The sequence below is a fragment of the Capnocytophaga sp. oral taxon 332 str. F0381 genome, assembly GCF_000318275.2.
Taxonomy (GTDB): Bacteria; Bacteroidota; Bacteroidia; order Flavobacteriales; family Flavobacteriaceae; genus Capnocytophaga; species Capnocytophaga bilenii.
The window spans coordinates 17,329-32,825 of the sequence record NZ_KB291342.1 but is presented as its reverse complement, the minus strand read 5'-3'; the positions used below and the strand labels follow the sequence as shown (position 1 = coordinate 32,825).

General features: G+C 40.7%; 13 protein-coding genes, 1 tRNA gene and 1 pseudogene. All 15 read left to right on the top strand.

Going from position 1 to position 15,497, the window contains the following annotated elements; genetic code table 11:
• Positions 1-290, top strand: a 290-nt coding sequence (locus HMPREF9075_RS13915; protein WP_009416686.1) for a GNAT family N-acetyltransferase, incomplete at its 5' end; no start/stop codon positions are given.
• A 22-nt stretch (positions 291-312) separates the two neighbouring features.
• Positions 313-2,952 (top strand): valine--tRNA ligase, encoded by a 2,640-nt coding sequence (locus HMPREF9075_RS11115; RefSeq protein ID WP_009416685.1) that lies wholly within the window; start codon positions 313-315, stop codon positions 2,950-2,952.
• Positions 2,953-2,976: 24 nt separating this feature from the next.
• Positions 2,977-6,444 (top strand): 1-acyl-sn-glycerol-3-phosphate acyltransferase, encoded by a 3,468-nt coding sequence (locus tag HMPREF9075_RS11110; protein ID WP_009416684.1) that lies wholly within the window; start codon positions 2,977-2,979, stop codon positions 6,442-6,444.
• Between the two features lie 140 nt (positions 6,445-6,584).
• Complete coding sequence (locus tag HMPREF9075_RS11105; protein ID WP_009416683.1) at positions 6,585-7,271, top strand: hypothetical protein; 687 nt, start codon at positions 6,585-6,587, stop codon at positions 7,269-7,271.
• Between the two features lie 140 nt (positions 7,272-7,411).
• Entirely contained in the window at positions 7,412-9,748 is a 2,337-nt protein-coding gene (locus HMPREF9075_RS11100) for a hypothetical protein (protein ID WP_157049258.1), read from the top strand.
• Between the two features lie 5 nt (positions 9,749-9,753).
• Positions 9,754-10,593 carry a prephenate dehydrogenase gene (locus HMPREF9075_RS11095; protein WP_009416681.1) on the top strand — a complete coding sequence of 280 codons (840 nt, stop codon included), beginning with the start codon at positions 9,754-9,756 and terminating at the stop codon, positions 10,591-10,593.
• 33 nt (positions 10,594-10,626) lie between these two features.
• Positions 10,627-11,565, top strand: a complete 939-nt coding sequence (locus HMPREF9075_RS11090) for a CdaR family protein (protein WP_009416680.1) — start codon at positions 10,627-10,629, stop codon at positions 11,563-11,565.
• Positions 11,562-12,137 carry a dephospho-CoA kinase gene (gene coaE, locus HMPREF9075_RS11085; protein WP_009416679.1) on the top strand — a complete coding sequence of 192 codons (576 nt, stop codon included), beginning with the start codon at positions 11,562-11,564 and terminating at the stop codon, positions 12,135-12,137. The genes HMPREF9075_RS11090 and coaE overlap by 4 nt, the downstream gene beginning before the upstream one ends.
• Positions 12,134-12,832, top strand: a complete 699-nt coding sequence (locus tag HMPREF9075_RS11080) for a cytochrome c3 family protein (protein ID WP_009416678.1) — start codon at positions 12,134-12,136, stop codon at positions 12,830-12,832. Before coaE ends, HMPREF9075_RS11080 begins: the two co-directional genes overlap by 4 nt.
• A 93-nt stretch (positions 12,833-12,925) precedes the next feature.
• Positions 12,926-13,603 (top strand): ComF family protein, encoded by a 678-nt coding sequence (locus tag HMPREF9075_RS11075; protein WP_034557606.1) that lies wholly within the window; start codon positions 12,926-12,928, stop codon positions 13,601-13,603.
• A 27-nt stretch (positions 13,604-13,630) separates the two neighbouring features.
• Positions 13,631-13,921, top strand: a complete 291-nt coding sequence (locus tag HMPREF9075_RS11070) for a hypothetical protein (protein ID WP_009416676.1) — start codon at positions 13,631-13,633, stop codon at positions 13,919-13,921.
• Positions 13,922-14,002: 81 nt separating this feature from the next.
• A pseudogene (locus HMPREF9075_RS12950) lies at positions 14,003-14,251 on the top strand (glycosyl hydrolase); the annotation flags it as partial.
• Positions 14,252-14,285: 34 nt separating this feature from the next.
• Positions 14,286-14,849 (top strand): gliding motility lipoprotein GldD, encoded by a 564-nt coding sequence (gene gldD, locus HMPREF9075_RS11065; protein WP_009416674.1) that lies wholly within the window; start codon positions 14,286-14,288, stop codon positions 14,847-14,849.
• Positions 14,850-14,915: 66 nt separating this feature from the next.
• Positions 14,916-15,365: a GatB/YqeY domain-containing protein gene (locus HMPREF9075_RS11060; RefSeq protein WP_009416673.1), complete on the top strand. Its 450-nt coding sequence runs from the start codon at positions 14,916-14,918 to the stop codon at positions 15,363-15,365.
• 12 nt (positions 15,366-15,377) lie between these two features.
• Positions 15,378-15,451: transfer RNA gene (locus HMPREF9075_RS11055), tRNA-Arg, on the top strand.
• The last annotated feature ends 46 nt before the right edge of the window (positions 15,452-15,497 follow it).

Here is a 15,497-nt window from a genome sequence, read left to right as displayed (position 1 = left end):
TGATACCTCATCCTAAACGCCATTTGAAGAGTGTTCCTGCTGTAAAAATAGGACGTTTGGCAATTGACAAAACGTATAAAGGAATGGGGCTAGGAAGAATGATAATAGAAAATCTTGTTGAAGAATGTCTTGAATTGAATAAGAAAATAGCGTGTAGACTTATTACTGTAGACGCTTATAAAGATGCTTTACCTTTCTACCAAAGATTAGGATTTGATTTTCTAACAGAAAAAGACACACAAGAGGACATTAGGCAAATGTTCTTTGATTTGACAAATCTTGATAATTAATGACAAATAGATAAATTAACATATGACAGAACCTACGAAATATAACCCTACTGATTTAGAGGAAAAATGGTATGCTTATTGGCTTACCCATAATTACTTTCATTCTACGCCCGATGAGCGTACTCCTTACACTATTGTGATTCCGCCTCCTAACGTTACGGGGGTATTGCATATGGGACATATGCTTAACAATACTATTCAGGATGTGCTCATACGCCGTGCACGCCTTCAAGGTTTCAATGCTTGCTGGGTGCCTGGTACTGACCACGCTTCGATAGCTACAGAGGCTAAGGTGGTGGCAAAACTAAAAGAACAGGGTATAAAAAAATCTGACCTTACTCGCGAGGAGTTTCTCGTACACGCTTGGGAATGGACGCACCAATATGGGGGCGTTATTCTTGAACAACTCAAAAAATTGGGTTGCTCGTGCGACTGGGAGCGCACTAAATTTACTATGGATGCTCCTTTGTCGGCTTCGGTAATAAAGGTGTTTGTGGATTTGTACAACAAAGGTGAAATATATCGTGGGCATCGTATGGTGAACTGGGATCCTGAGGCTAAAACTACCTTATCGGACGAGGAGGTGATTTACGAAGAGCGTCAGGGATTTTTGTATCATTTGAAATACCAAATTGAGGGTACAAACGATTACTTGATTATTGCTACTACACGTCCGGAGACGATTTTTGGAGATACAGCTATCTGTATCAACCCTAACGATGAGCGTTGGCAGCACCTGAAAGGCAAAAAGGCTATTGTGCCTATCTGCAATCGTGTGATTCCGATTATTGAAGATGAATATGTGGACACTGAATTTGGTACGGGCTGCCTAAAGGTTACTCCTGCTCACGACCCTAACGACAAGGTGTTGGGCGACAAGCACCAATTGGAAGTGATTGATATTTTTAATGACGATGCAAGCCTGAATCAGTATGGTTTGCACTACGCTGGCAAAGACCGCTTTGTGGTACGCAAGGAAATAGTTGCTGAACTGGAAGAGAAGGGTTTGTTGGCTAAAAAAGAGAATTATACAAATAAAGTAGGCACCTCAGAACGAACTAAGGCTGTCATAGAACCTCGCCTTTCTGACCAATGGTTCCTAAAAATGGATAAGCTGATTCAGCCTGCTATAAAAGCGGTATTGGAGGATGAGAGTATCAAATTATATCCTAAAAAGTTTGAGAATACTTATCGTCATTGGGTAGAAAACGTACGGGATTGGAACATTTCGCGTCAGCTATGGTGGGGTCAACAGATACCTGCTTACTACTACGGCGAGGGTAAGAGTCAATATGTAGTGGCTGAAACGAAAGCTGAAGCGCTTGTTTTGGCTAAAGAAAAGAGTGGCAATGCACAGCTTACTGAAGATGATTTGAGGCAAGATGAGGATGCGCTTGACACGTGGTTTTCGTCTTGGTTATGGCCTATGAGTGTTTTTAATGGCATTTTAGAGCCTAACAATCCTGAAATAAACTACTACTATCCTACCAACGATTTGGTAACGGGTCCTGATATTCTATTCTTCTGGGTAACACGAATGATAGTGGCTGGCTATGAGTACAAAGGGGCGCGTCCGTTTAGCAATGTATATTTGACGGGATTGGTGCGCGACAAGCAACGCCGCAAGATGTCGAAATCGTTGGGTAACTCGCCTGACGCACTTAAACTAATAGCTGACTATGGTGCTGATGGGGTGCGTGTAGGTTTGTTGCTTTCATCGGCAGCGGGTAATGACTTGCTATTTGACGAGGCGCTTTGCCAGCAAGGGAAAGGCTTTGGCAATAAACTTTGGAATGCTTTTCAATTGGTGAAAGGTTGGCAGGCGGATAACAGCGTAGCACAACCTGCTGCGGCTGGGCTTGCTTTGCAATGGTTTGACGCTAAATTTAATGCGGTACTCACTGAGGTGGAAGACCATTTTGAGAAGTATCGTATTTCGGATGCCTTGATGGCTATCTATAAACTTGCTTGGGACGACTTTTGTGCGTGGCTCTTAGAAATGGTGAAACCTGAATATGGCAAACCTATGGACAAGGCGACTTACGAGGGCGTGGTAGCGGCTTTTGAGAATTTACTGAAGTTGTTGCATCCTTTTATGCCGTTCCTTACAGAGGAGATATGGCAGAACTTGGCAACTCGTACTCCTGAACAGGCTCTTATCGTAGCTACTTATCCTGCTGTACAGCCGTATGACGAAAAATTGTTAGCCGAATTTGATTTTGCTGCTGAGGTGATAGCGGGTATCCGCACGGTACGCAAAGAGAAAAACATTCCTTTTAAAACCCCACTGAGTGTTTCGCTATTGAATAAGGAACAAACCTCTTCTCGTTTTAATGTTGTTATAACTAAAATGGGAGGTCTTGAGGCTATTACGGAGATAAATGCTGCTATAGAAGGGGCTATGTCGTTCCGTGTGAAGGCTAATGAGTACTTTATTCCGATGGAAGGGGCTGTGAATGTAGAAGAAGAGTTAAAGAAACTACAGGAAGAGCTTGTGTATACTCAGGGCTTTTTAAATTCAGTGTGCAAGAAACTTTCTAATGAGAAGTTTGTAAGTTCGGCACCTGCAGCGGTAGTGGATAACGAACGCAAAAAGGAAGCTGATGCATTGGCTAAAATAGCGACTATTGAAAAGAGTATACAACAATTGAGCGGAAAATAAGAAAAAAGTATTGATAAATACGTTATGCTGTATTGTTTGTATCAAAGTATTCGAGCGTATAAATGGGCTGCGGTGTCGTTTTTTGTAGCGTGGCTACTGATTGCGGTTTATGCTGCTACCCAATTGCATTTTGAGGAAGATATTACTAAAGTACTTCCTCAAAATGCTAAAACAACGCTTACTTCAAAAATACTGAAACAGCTTAATTTTTCGGATAAAATATCGGTAGTACTGACGGCTAAAGACAGTACGCTTCTAGATGATATGCAGGAGGTAGCACAGGCACTGAACGATAGCCTTGCTACTACCTCTTTTAGCCGCTATATAGCGAGCGTACAGGGTATTATAGACGAAGAAGACATAGATAATACTTGGCAGTTTGTACACGCTCACTTACCGCTATTTCTTACCGATGAGGATTACCACTACTTGGAACAGAAGTTAGCCGCTGACAGCGTGCAAGCAATGGTGCAATCGCATTACAAAACAATGCTTACACCTGCGGGTATGGTAACCCAAAAATATTTTCGCAATGACCCTTTTGGACTTAGTTTCAGAGGACTTGCTCAACTGAAAAATCTAAATATAGACGATAACTTTACTATTACTGATGGTTATCTTACAACTACCGACCGCAAACATCTTCTTTTTTTTATCAATCCTACCTATGAGGGCAATGACACTCAACACAATGCTGCCTTTGTAGCTTTATTAGAACAACTTCAACAACAATTTAACAAAGAATATTCGGGCAGGGTAAAGACTTATTTTTTTGGTGCTCCTTTTATATCGGTGGGCAATGCTACGCAAATAAAAACTGATATACTTACAACTGTACTGATTTCATTATCGGTGCTTTACTTGTTGCTGGTATTCTTCTACCGCAGTGTATATATTCCTTTTATAGCTTTTATTCCTTCAGTATTTGGGGTGCTGACAGCCTTATCGGTGCTGTATGTGCTAAAGGGGAGTATTTCGGCTATTTCTATCAGTTTGGGGGCAGTGCTATTGGGGGTAACTATTGACTACTCGTTGCATATACTGACACACTACAAGGTAAGTAGGGACATAGGTAGTCTTTATCGTGCGGTAACTGTACCTATTTTGCTAAGTAGTATCACTACCGCTATTTCATTTTTGTGTTTGCTATTTGTAGACTCTGAAATAATGCGTGATTTGGGGGTATTTGCTTTTGTAGGCATTATGGTATCGGCATTATTATCATTGGTATTAGTGCCGCACTTTTACCGAAGTAACAACGCAGTAGCTGTACGCACTACTTTTTTAGACAAGGTAGCGGCTTACCCTCTTCACCATAACCAATGGATTGTAGCAAGTTGCCTACTGCTGATTGTGCTGAGTTTTTTCTTCTTCAACAAAGTGCGTTTTAATGGCGATATTGCAGCTATCAATTATATAAATAATTCCTACAAGGAGGCACAGCAACAATTGGAGGCTATTACGGATAGTGGTTACAAATCGGTGTACGCAGCGGCTTATGGCAATAGTTTTGATGAGGCTGCTGCCCGCAATTACGAGCTATACCAACAGCTAAAACAATACAAAGCACAGGACAGCCTAAAGCAATTTAGCTCGGTAGGAAGTGTAGTATTGCCGTTGGCAGAGCAACAAAGGCGTATTGACCGCTGGCAATCGTTCTGGAGTGCAGAGCGCAAAGCACAATTGCGCGACAATCTCGTTGCTTATGGGCGTGCATTGGGTTTCAAAGAACATACTTACGAGCCTTTTTTGGAGCATTTAGAGGTTGTTCCCTCTACTTTACACACACTTGCTGATTACAAAGCACTTACGGCTATCCCTTTTGAGGACTTTATTACTGAGAAAGACGGTTTTTACACTATTGCTAACCTGATAAAAGTTACCGATGCCCAACGTTCTGCATTTATACGAGGCATAGAGGCTAAAGGAAGTGCTATCGCTATTGACCGCAAGAACCTAAGTGAGACTTTTTTAGGTAAGCTAAAAGACGATATATTGCTACTTGTAAATTATTCATCTGTTGCTATTTTTTTGATTTTGCTATTATTTTTCAGGCGTATAGAGTTGGCATTACTCACCCTTATCCCTATTGCAATTACAGGGGTTGTAACTTCGGCAATAATGAGTTGGGCAGGGATAGAGTTCAATGTATTCAGTATGATTGTTTGTACACTTGTGCTGGGTCATTCGGTTGATTTTAGTATTTTTATGACTTGTGCGCTGCAAAAAGACTACACTGATGGCAAAAATGAATTGCCTGTATATAAATTATCGGTAGTATTGGCTTCTATCACTACTTTTTTGGCTATAGGTACGCTTATTTTTGCCAAACACCCCGCACTAAAATCAATAGCAGGGGTATCGGTGATAGGTATTTTTACAGCATTGGTAATTACTTTTGTATTCTATCCTACTATTTTTGGTTTTTTCATCAGTAATAGACCACGCAAGGGGCTTTCTCCTATCAGTTTGCGTTTGTTGCTTTACAGCATCTGCTCTATGTTGTACTATGTAGTGTTATCGGTAGTATTATCTAATATAGGCAGATTGTTGTTACTTTTCACACCCAAACGCACTTTGTGGTTGCGGCGTTGTGCTGCTTGGCTTACTACTTCGGTGCTTTACAGCAATATTTTTGTACGAAAACGAGTAGAAAACCCTCATAAAGTAACATTAAACGAGGCTTCTGTAGTGATAGCCAACCATAGTTCGTGGCTTGATACGCTCGCGATAGGCTTATTTACTTACAAAATAAGTTATATGGTGAACAAGTGGGTGTACAATTCGTTAGTTTTTGGCAAATATGTGCGTGCTATGGGCTTTTTTCCTGCTACTGAAGGCATAGAACGTGTGATGCCGCAGGTAGAAGCTAATCTTAAAGAGGGGATTTCGGTAATGATATTCCCTGAAGGCAAACGCTCGGAAAGCAACCAGATACACCGATTTCATCAGGGGGCTTTTTACATTGCTCAGCAATGCCATACGCCTATAGTGCCTATTTATATACACGGAGCTTCAGAAGTGCAGCCTAAGGGCGATTTTGTTATTTACGATGGTGCTATTACGGTAGTAGTGGGAGCGCCTATAAACCCCAATGCGCCAGAATGGGGCGACACAACACGCGAACAAGCTAAGCGCATAGGAGCGTATTTTCGTGAGCAATTTGCCGCCTTGCGCAAACGATTAGAAGGAGTTGACTATCTGAAAGAAAAACTATTATTGAACTACTTATATAAAGACCCTGCCGTAGTGGCTGCCGTAAAAGCTGATTACGAACTACACAAAGAAGAATACTACCAGCTGAGCCGAAGTTTGCCCACCAAAGGTGCCATAGTGCGACACGCTGATGACTACGGGCAAGTGGATTTCTTGCTTCTGATTACCCACCCCGAACGCGAAATAACTACTATCATTGAAGACGACTACAAGCGTGCAGTAGCTGAGCAAAGCTATATTACGCGCATCAGGAAGTTGCGATACTTAAGTAGGTGATATTTTACAAATGACTTTTGTAGAGAGTAAAAATGCTCCCACTCAGAAATATGTAACCTGTCATTTTTGCTAATTCTCCAATTTGCTAATTTGCTAATTAGCTAATTTTTACTATCTTTGCCCTCAAAAAAAATATGTGTATGAAAAAAGTACTTTATCTAACGCTGCTATTTGGCAGCTATTTCGCTACAGCTCAAGAAGTAGAGAAAAATGAGCCCAACCAAAATGAAGTAGTTACTGCAACTACTGAAGATGTAACGCCCATAACCGAACCTGCTAAAACCGAAAATACTGAATACGTGAGAAAACGCAAGCGTTTGTTTTATCAAGGTGAAATGGGCTGGGTTATGCCTGTAAAAGGGGCTGCTAAAGAATACTACTATCTGCAAAATCGCCTCAACCCCGATGAATATTTCTATACCTCTAGAAATATTGAGGAAACTCCTATTCTCTATAATGATTTTAGTGTGAACTATCAACTACTAAAGAAGCTGAGTTTCGGTGCCGTAATAGGCATAGGGCATTTCAATAACCCTATGGCAATAGGCTTAAAATACGGTGGAATTGTGCGCTTCAACTTTATAAAAGAAAACCCAGGCGGTTTGTTTTTGCAGCTAAATAGTTTGTTGCCCATAGCCTCTTTTGATGGCTTAAAAGAGCCTGCTGAATTGCGATTTGGGGTGAATGTACCCATTATGATAAGAAAGTATTATAGTATGAGCCTTTCTATGCATACTTCTTTTATAGAATATGAAACAACAGGACGGTATAACAATAATACAATAGAATACAGAGGCATTGGCTTTGGTTGTAATATACGTTTTTAAACAACAACAAATGCCTCACGTACACCCCCTGAACATTTACTAACTGCTCTACACCTAATATTACTAAAGAATTTTGCCAAAAAAAGTGTATTTGCCTAAAATAATTTGTACCTTTGCGGCAAGATAAAATAATAATAATTTTGAGGTATTTTATTACATATATACTTGTTATTATCACTTTTACAGCTTGTAATTGGCAGGAAAAGAAAAATAAAGTAAAACCCTTTTCTTTTCCTGACAATGCCGAGCTGATTTTTCATATCAATCACAAAGATAATTTTTTAAGTGCTATTACCAATAATACACTCTGGAAACAACTCCCCCCTCATACATTTCACTTGCACGAAATGAAGCTTATAGAGAGTATGCCCTCTGATGTAGATATTTGGGTAGCAATTGATAACCATCAGCGGTTTGTAGCAATTACCCCTATAACAGAAAAAGATACTATAACCGTGTGGAAAGGAGCTAATAACACTCTACAGAAGCAGGCGCAGTTTGGCAAGGAATGGTTCTACACACTTGTTAATAATTACCTTATCATAAGTGATAGCAATAAAATAACCGACTATACGCAGCCTGCCAATACTCCAAAAAGTGCTAAACAACAAGAACTTCAACAGCTACAGACTCTTGCTTCTACCGATTGTGTAGCAAATTGGTTTGTACCTACTACCCTTGCAAATCACTATTTCAGTCAGTATTTTGAACAGAACATACTTACCACCTTACCCCAATGGGTAGCTTTTGATTTGTATTTAGATGATAATAGCTTCAGGTACAGTGGCATTACCAGCATAGGCAACCAAAACGAATCACACCCTTTGCAACATACAACACCTTACCCTAATAGCCTCGCCGACCTAATCTCTGCGCGTACGCTGGCGCTTACTATTTATTCTTTTGAAGATGCCAATCGTATAGTGCAAAACGATAGCTTGGCTCAAAATGGTATCTTTGAGGAAGCTATTAATGGCGTTGCTTTTGCCAAAACAATAGATGGTGAATTTGCTATAGTTCCTACTTATGACACCGACCAAGCCTTGGATGGGCTGCCCATACTCTCAGAAGACTTCAAATATAACTTTCCTATATACGACCTTGGCGAACAACCTTTGGTGTTTTTTAGGATTTTCAACCCCCATTTTAGTCCAAAATATGTGGGAGTATATGAAAAACATTTGGTATTTGCACCTACCAAAGAACTTTTGGTATCGGTAGTGAATGATATGCAGCGGGGCTATGTGTTATCGGCAAACAAGGCTTATCAGCTGCTGGCAGAAAGCAGTGCTTCTTCAGCAAGTATTACTAAGATAGCAAACCTTTACGACCAAACTTCTTTTGCTAACAAACATCCTTTTGTAGCCGAACATTACCGCTGGGCTCTTTTCCAGCAAACCATACAAAATGATTATTACGTGCTGAACTTCGTATGCCAACGACAAACCCAACAAACACTTACCAACGAAATGCGAGAGCAGTTTCGCTTTACTGTAGATGACCAATTGGTTACCCCCCCGATGTTGCTCACCAACCATCGCACCAAACAGCTTGAAATAGCAGTGCAAGATGTGAATAACGAACTTTACCTCATAGACAATAAGGGGTCTCTACTTTGGAAGAAAAAATTAGACGGCAAAATACAAGGTGAGATACAGCAGGTAGATTTGTTTAAAAACGGATTCTTGCAGATGATATTCTCTACTGAAAAAACCGTGTGGGTATTAGACCGCAATGGCAATGTAGTACCTCCTTTCCCATTACACTATAAAAACAATATCACGCCAGTAGAAGTGTTTGACTATGACCAAAATAGAGAATACCGCTTTCTATTTGCCGAAAACCAAACGCTTCACCTTTTAGATAGAAAAGGACAGCCTGTAAAAGGTTTCTTCCAGCGCAGTAATGGGCTGCCACTATTTACACCCCAGCATTACCGCATAGGCGATAGAGATTACCTCATATACCCTTCCAAAAACGGAGTGTTCAACATTCTGCACCGCAATGGCGAGAATCGCATTACAGTGAAAGACCGTTATGAATTTTCTAAAAACCCACCGGCGGTAATAAACAATCTCTTTACCTTTGCTACCGAAGATGGCTATTTGGTATCTATAGACGAAAAAGGTGGGGTAAAAAAAGAGAAAAAAGGCTATGTGGCGCCGTTCTATTGGGGTGCTAATCGCTATACGCGCTATGCACTTACAGGAAACCTACTCATCTTCGGTTGGCGCAAAATAGAACTGTTGGACGGCAAGTATATGCGTCCGCAGCTTTTCCGCTTGCGAGGAATGAATTATATAGCCGTAACCGATACTAATATCCAAAAAACCTATCTGTATGACGAAAAAGGCGAATTGGTGAAAGACTTCCCCGTAGAATCAGCAAACCAAATAGCTATAGACATCAATACCGATAAACAAATGTGGATAGTAACCGAAAAAACGCCTACTGAAATAGTAGTATATACATTTTAAAGAAAATGAAAACAGCAGTTATTATAGGATTAGGGCTTATAGGAGGCTCATTGGGTTTAGAACTAAAAAAACGATTGAACTATAAAATTTTAGGTATAGACAACAATGCTGCCCACTTGCAAAAAGCAATAGAATTGGGCATAATAGACGACGAAGCTACCTATGAGGCTATCGCTACTGCAGAACTTGTGATAGTAGCAGTACCTGTAAATCATATAGCAGCAGTAGTGTGCAAGGCGTTAGACTATGTAGGCGAAAATACCTTGGTGATGGATGTAGGCTCGGTAAAAAACAGTATATGCAAGGCAGTAGCCGCACACCCACACCGCAAGCACTTTGTAGCCGCACACCCTATGGCAGGAACAGAACATTCAGGTCCTGAAGCTGCTATTTACGACCTTTTTGACGGCAAAGTAATGGCTTTGTGTGAAATAGATGATAGCGGATGGCAGTTCTACGACCGTGCTATTGATATAGCCAAAGCACTGAATATGAGAGTGAAGATAATGCACGCCGAGAATCACGACCTGCACACAGCCTATGTATCGCACCTTTCACACGTAAGTTCCTTTATGCTGGGAAAAACAGTATTGGAAATAGAGAAAGACGAATCACAAATATTCGATTTAGCAAGTACAGGTTTTGCCTCTACCGTACGCTTAGCAAAAAGTGACGCCCAAATGTGGTGTCCTATATTCTTAGAAAACAAAACAAACGTACTAAAAGCACTTGATGAATATATAAAAAACTTGCAAGAGTTCAGAACGATGATAGCCGAAGAGCAAGCCGAAGCAATCCACAAAACAATACACGATATAAACTATATCAGAAAAATACTGAAATAAAACAACTTTCACCTCTTAGCCATTAGATAAAAAATGAAGAAAATAGTCGTTTTTTTGAGAGATAGCAGAACACTCACTTTTGTGGTTTGTTTGGTAGTTACCTTATTCCTATGGACACCAATGAAACTCTCTAAAAACCTATTGCGTGAGCTATCAGTGCCTGTGGTAATCACAAACTTACCAGCTGATAAAGTCCTAATACCCTCCCCCGAAAACAATTATATGAAACTCCTTGCCGAAGGTAATGGCTTTGCCTTGCTTAAAGCCTATAGCCAGAATCCCGTACTTCACATAGATTTTCAGGACTTGCAGCCCATAGATACTCATTCCTACTGCCTCACCAAAAACGGTAAAGACAAGCTCAATAACAGCTACTTGTCCAACTTCAGAATACGCACAGTAGTTAACGACACCCTACAGCTAAACCTATCTCCTAAGCACACCAAGCGCGTGCCCGTGCAAGTACAGCTAAACGTAGAGTACGCCAAAGAATACCAACTTACAGAACTGCGCATAGAGCCCGACTCGGTAACCGTATCGGGAAGCAAAGCGGTCATTGATACCCTCAGGGCAATTACTTTCACCTACCACCAAAGGCGTATTGCCAAAGAAAATTTCAGAAAAGACTATCCCTTGAAAAATACCCCATTGCTGCATTACAACACTCACAAAGTGGCTATGCAAGCTTTTGTAGATAAAGTGAGCGAGCAACTCCTGCGAGTGCCCGTGCAGGTAATAAATACCCCCGCAGGCAGTCAGGTAAAGGTCTTCCCCAATGAAATTACACTCCTCTGTACAGGCGATTTAGAACTGCTAAAAACACTTACACCCAATGACGTTAGCGTAACTGCCAATGTAGCCGAAGCCTCAGGAGATAATCGTATCCCCTTACGCCTTACTACCAAGGCAAAAAGAGTAAAAATATCCTTCTTCAATGAAACTACAGTAGATTTTTTAATACGGAAAGAATGAAAATAATAGGACTTACAGGCGGTATAGGTAGCGGCAAAAGCACCATAGCCAAAGAATTTGCAGCAAGAGGTATCCCCGTATATAATTCTGATGACGAAGCTAAAAAACTCATAGCAACCAATGCTCAGCTGCGCCAGCGCATTACAGAAACCTTTGGCGAAAATGCTTATATCAATGGGCAATACAACAAAGCCTATATCGCACAAATTGTCTTCAATGATGCCAATCAATTAGCGAAACTAAACGCTATAGTACACCCTGCCCTCGCTTTGCACTTCCAGCAGTGGGCAAAAGCACAGCACACCCCCTATGTGATTAAAGAAGCAGCCATACTTTTTGAAAGTGGCAGCTATAAAGATTGTGATTTTATCATCACAGTTGTAGCTCCCGAAGACCTACGCATAGCACGAGTTATAGCACGCGACTATTGCACCCAAGCCCAAGTAAAAGCCCGTATGGCACAACAATGGACAGATGCACAACGCATAGCCCTATCTAATGCCGTAATAGAAAACATAGATTTAGAAAAAGCAAAACAACAAGTAGAGAGAATTGTGAAATGTGAATTATGAAATTTATTCAGAAAAAATACCTCATCATATCCCTTTTAATAGCAATATTCATAGCAGCTGCCAGCCTGCTCTATACCTATTTGATGCAAATAGGCGTAGATGAAGGCTACGAACCCGTACAGCCCATACACTTCTCCCATAAAATACACGCAGGCGACAACCAAATAGCCTGCCAATACTGCCACGCAGGCGCACGACAGGGTAGGGTAGCAGGAGTTCCCGCCTTGCGCACCTGTATGGGATGTCATAAAGTAATATCCCAATATGAAGGTGCTGAAGATACTACCAAAGGCTATACAAAAGCTTTTTATACAGCCGAAATAAAAAAACTATACAAAGCTGTAGGCTGGGACGAACAACGTTTCCGCTATACCGATAAAACTGATGAATTTACGTGGGTACGCATACACAACCTCCCCGATTTTACTTACTTCAACCACTCACAACACGTACAAGTAGCCAAAATAGATTGCCAACAGTGTCACGGAGAGGTACAGCAAATGGAACGTATGCAGCAACACGCACCGCTGACGATGGGGTGGTGCGTAGAATGCCACCGCAAGACAATGCCCACCCAAAGTGCCTATTACACCCAATACGAGCAAGTGCATAAAGAATTAGCCCAAAAAATGAAAGTAGCCAAACTAACAGTTGCACAAATTGGCGGCTTGGAGTGTGCTAAATGTCACTACTAATACAGCGAACCCTGAGCGAACCTTGAGCGAAGGATGAGCGAAGGATAAGCGAAGGATAAGCGAAGGATAACCATTAATCATTACATTACCATTATGCTTATAAAATCTGTTTTTTGGGCAACATACTGCATAGGCTGCGGACGTATGCTCCGCGATAACGAACACTTCCTCTGCCTCCATTGCCGCGAAACGCTACACGAAACCAATTATCACCAAACACCCCAAAACCCCTTGTATCAGCTCCTATCTTCACATTGCAAGTTACAGGCAGCTACCGCATTGTTTTTCTTCGAACAAGGAAATTTGGCACAACATTTGATACATCAATTGAAGTACTACGGCAAAGAATATATAGGCGAATATATAGGAAAATGGTTGGCACTACGCCTGCAACAAACACCCGCCTTTGCCTCCTGCCAAGTAGTTGTACCCGTGCCTATGCACCCCCAAAAGCTCCGCAAGCGAGGTTATAACCAAGTAACCCTATTTGCCAAAACATTAGCAAAAACAATGGGCATAGCGTATAACGCACAAGTACTGATAAAACAAACCTCTAATACCACCCAAACCCATAAATTCGTTTGGAAACGCTATAACGATAGCAATCATATATTTGCCTTGCAACAGCAAGAACAACTTGAAGGGAAACACCTATTGCTGGTAGATGATGTTATCACCACAGGCTCTACTATAGAACGTTGTTACGAACAACTTTGTCATATAGAAGGAGTACATATAAGCGTAGCCTCTATGGCTTGTGCCATATTGTAAAACAGTAACTTTAATAAATTCAAACATATGAAAAACACATTGAAACTTATGGCAATGGCAGCAATGTTTGCTTTTGGAGCAAGCGCAACTGCCGCAACTTTTTCAGCTAATACAACTATGAGCGTAGCTTACGACCAAGACGGTAATGCAAACGCAACAGTGAAAAAATCTTGCGATAAAGACGGCGAGAAAAAATCTTGCTGCAAAAAAGACGGCGAGAAAAAAGAATGCAAAAAAGACGGTGAGAAAAAATCTTGCTGCAAAAAAGATGCTAAAGATAAAAAGTCTTGCGACAAAAAAGCAGCTGAGCAAAAATAATCACAACACACACTTTGGCAAACTTCAAAAGTTTGCCAAAGTTGGTTATAATCAACTTTTTTGTATCTTTGCCCATTAATTAACCTTACAGCACATAACTTTTGCCTGAAGAGGCTAAGAAAGCACTAATGGAAAAAATATAAGCCCCAAATACTAAAAGATTTAGAACAGCAAGCTAAACAAGTGGGCGGATACGGAGGTATGGATTTTATTATGGACTATAGGCTGGTGTACTGCTTGCACAATGGGTTGCCCGTAGCTATCCCCGATTTTACACGTGGGGCGTGGCAAAAACAAAAAGGCTACATAATGAGAAAATTAGCAAATTAGAAAATTAGGAAATTAGGAAATTAGAAAATTGACAATGAAGATATTTACCTGTTTACTGATACTTACAACAAGCTTACTAATAGGCTGTAGCAATGATACTTTGCCAAAACCCAAAGGAGTTTTGCGCTTAGATTATGCCCCCGCTACCTATCACTCTATTACACAGCTGGCAAACTGCCCTTTCAGCTTTCAGGCAAATGACATTTCCGAACTAAAATACAAACCCCACTCCTGCGATTTGAACATAGAATACCCCACAATGCGCGCTACTATCTATCTAACCTATAAAAACGTAGATAACAACATACGCAAACTGCTTACAGATGCGCAAAATTTTACCTACGGACATACTATAAAGGCAGATAACATTGCTTCCAACGTTTTTGAAAACGACACCACTCGTGTATATGGGCGTTTTTATCAAGTGTATGGCAATGCCGCTTCACAAGCACAATTCTATGCCACCGATAGCGTAAAACACTTTATATCAGGCTCCGTTTATTTTAGGGCAATTCCCAATTACGACTCTATACAGCCCGCAAGTGCTTATTTAGAAAAAGATGTCAGGAAAATAATGGAAAGCCTACAGTGGAAATAAAAAACCGTGAATATTGTGATTTAAAAATATTGTTGTATATTTGCAACCTAAAAAAATAATAAAAAGATGAGTTTACAAGCTAAAGTAATGGAAGAGCTAAAAGAGGCTATGAAAGCGAAAAATACAGTTGCTTTAGAGTCTTTACGAGCTATCAAATCTGCAATATTATTAGCCAAAACTGAGGCAGGTGCTACAGAAGAATTAACAGAAGCTGATGAGCTGAAGTTATTGCAAAAGTTAGTAAAACAACGCAAAGACAGTGCTGCACTTTACAGCGAGCAAGGGCGTGAAGATTTGGCGCAGCCTGAATTGGCACAAATGGCAGTGATAGAAAAATTCTTACCAAAACAGCTTACCGAAGAAGAAATTATAGCTGCAGTAAAAGGCTTTATAGCCGATGTAGGAGCTACAACTGCTAAAGATATGGGTAAAGTAATGGGAGTAGCAAGTAAAGCATTGGCAGGAAAAGCCGATGGCAAGCTTATCTCGGAAATCGTGAAAAAGCTCTTAGCGTAAAAATATAGAGGCGGCCGCATAGTTCAACTGGATAGAACATCAGATTTCGGCTCTGAGGGTTAGGGGTTCGAATCCTCTTGCGGTCACAAAAAGACTACTGTCCCTAAAGAAAGTTTTTAGAAAGTACAATTA

Coding starts and splice junctions, on each gene's coding strand:
- HMPREF9075_RS11090 (WP_009416680.1), top strand. CDS start 10,627: ATGAAGAAAATAGTCGTTTTTTTGAGAGATAGCAGAACACTCACTTTT.
- HMPREF9075_RS11115 (WP_009416685.1), top strand. CDS start 313: ATGACAGAACCTACGAAATATAACCCTACTGATTTAGAGGAAAAATGG.
- HMPREF9075_RS11110 (WP_009416684.1), top strand. CDS start 2,977: ATGCTGTATTGTTTGTATCAAAGTATTCGAGCGTATAAATGGGCTGCG.
- HMPREF9075_RS11095 (WP_009416681.1), top strand. CDS start 9,754: ATGAAAACAGCAGTTATTATAGGATTAGGGCTTATAGGAGGCTCATTG.
- HMPREF9075_RS11070 (WP_009416676.1), top strand. CDS start 13,631: ATGAAAAACACATTGAAACTTATGGCAATGGCAGCAATGTTTGCTTTT.
- HMPREF9075_RS11105 (WP_009416683.1), top strand. CDS start 6,585: ATGAAAAAAGTACTTTATCTAACGCTGCTATTTGGCAGCTATTTCGCT.
- HMPREF9075_RS11060 (WP_009416673.1), top strand. CDS start 14,916: ATGAGTTTACAAGCTAAAGTAATGGAAGAGCTAAAAGAGGCTATGAAA.
- coaE (WP_009416679.1), top strand. CDS start 11,562: ATGAAAATAATAGGACTTACAGGCGGTATAGGTAGCGGCAAAAGCACC.
- HMPREF9075_RS11075 (WP_034557606.1), top strand. CDS start 12,926: ATGCTTATAAAATCTGTTTTTTGGGCAACATACTGCATAGGCTGCGGA.
- gldD (WP_009416674.1), top strand. CDS start 14,286: ATGAAGATATTTACCTGTTTACTGATACTTACAACAAGCTTACTAATA.
- HMPREF9075_RS11080 (WP_009416678.1), top strand. CDS start 12,134: ATGAAATTTATTCAGAAAAAATACCTCATCATATCCCTTTTAATAGCA.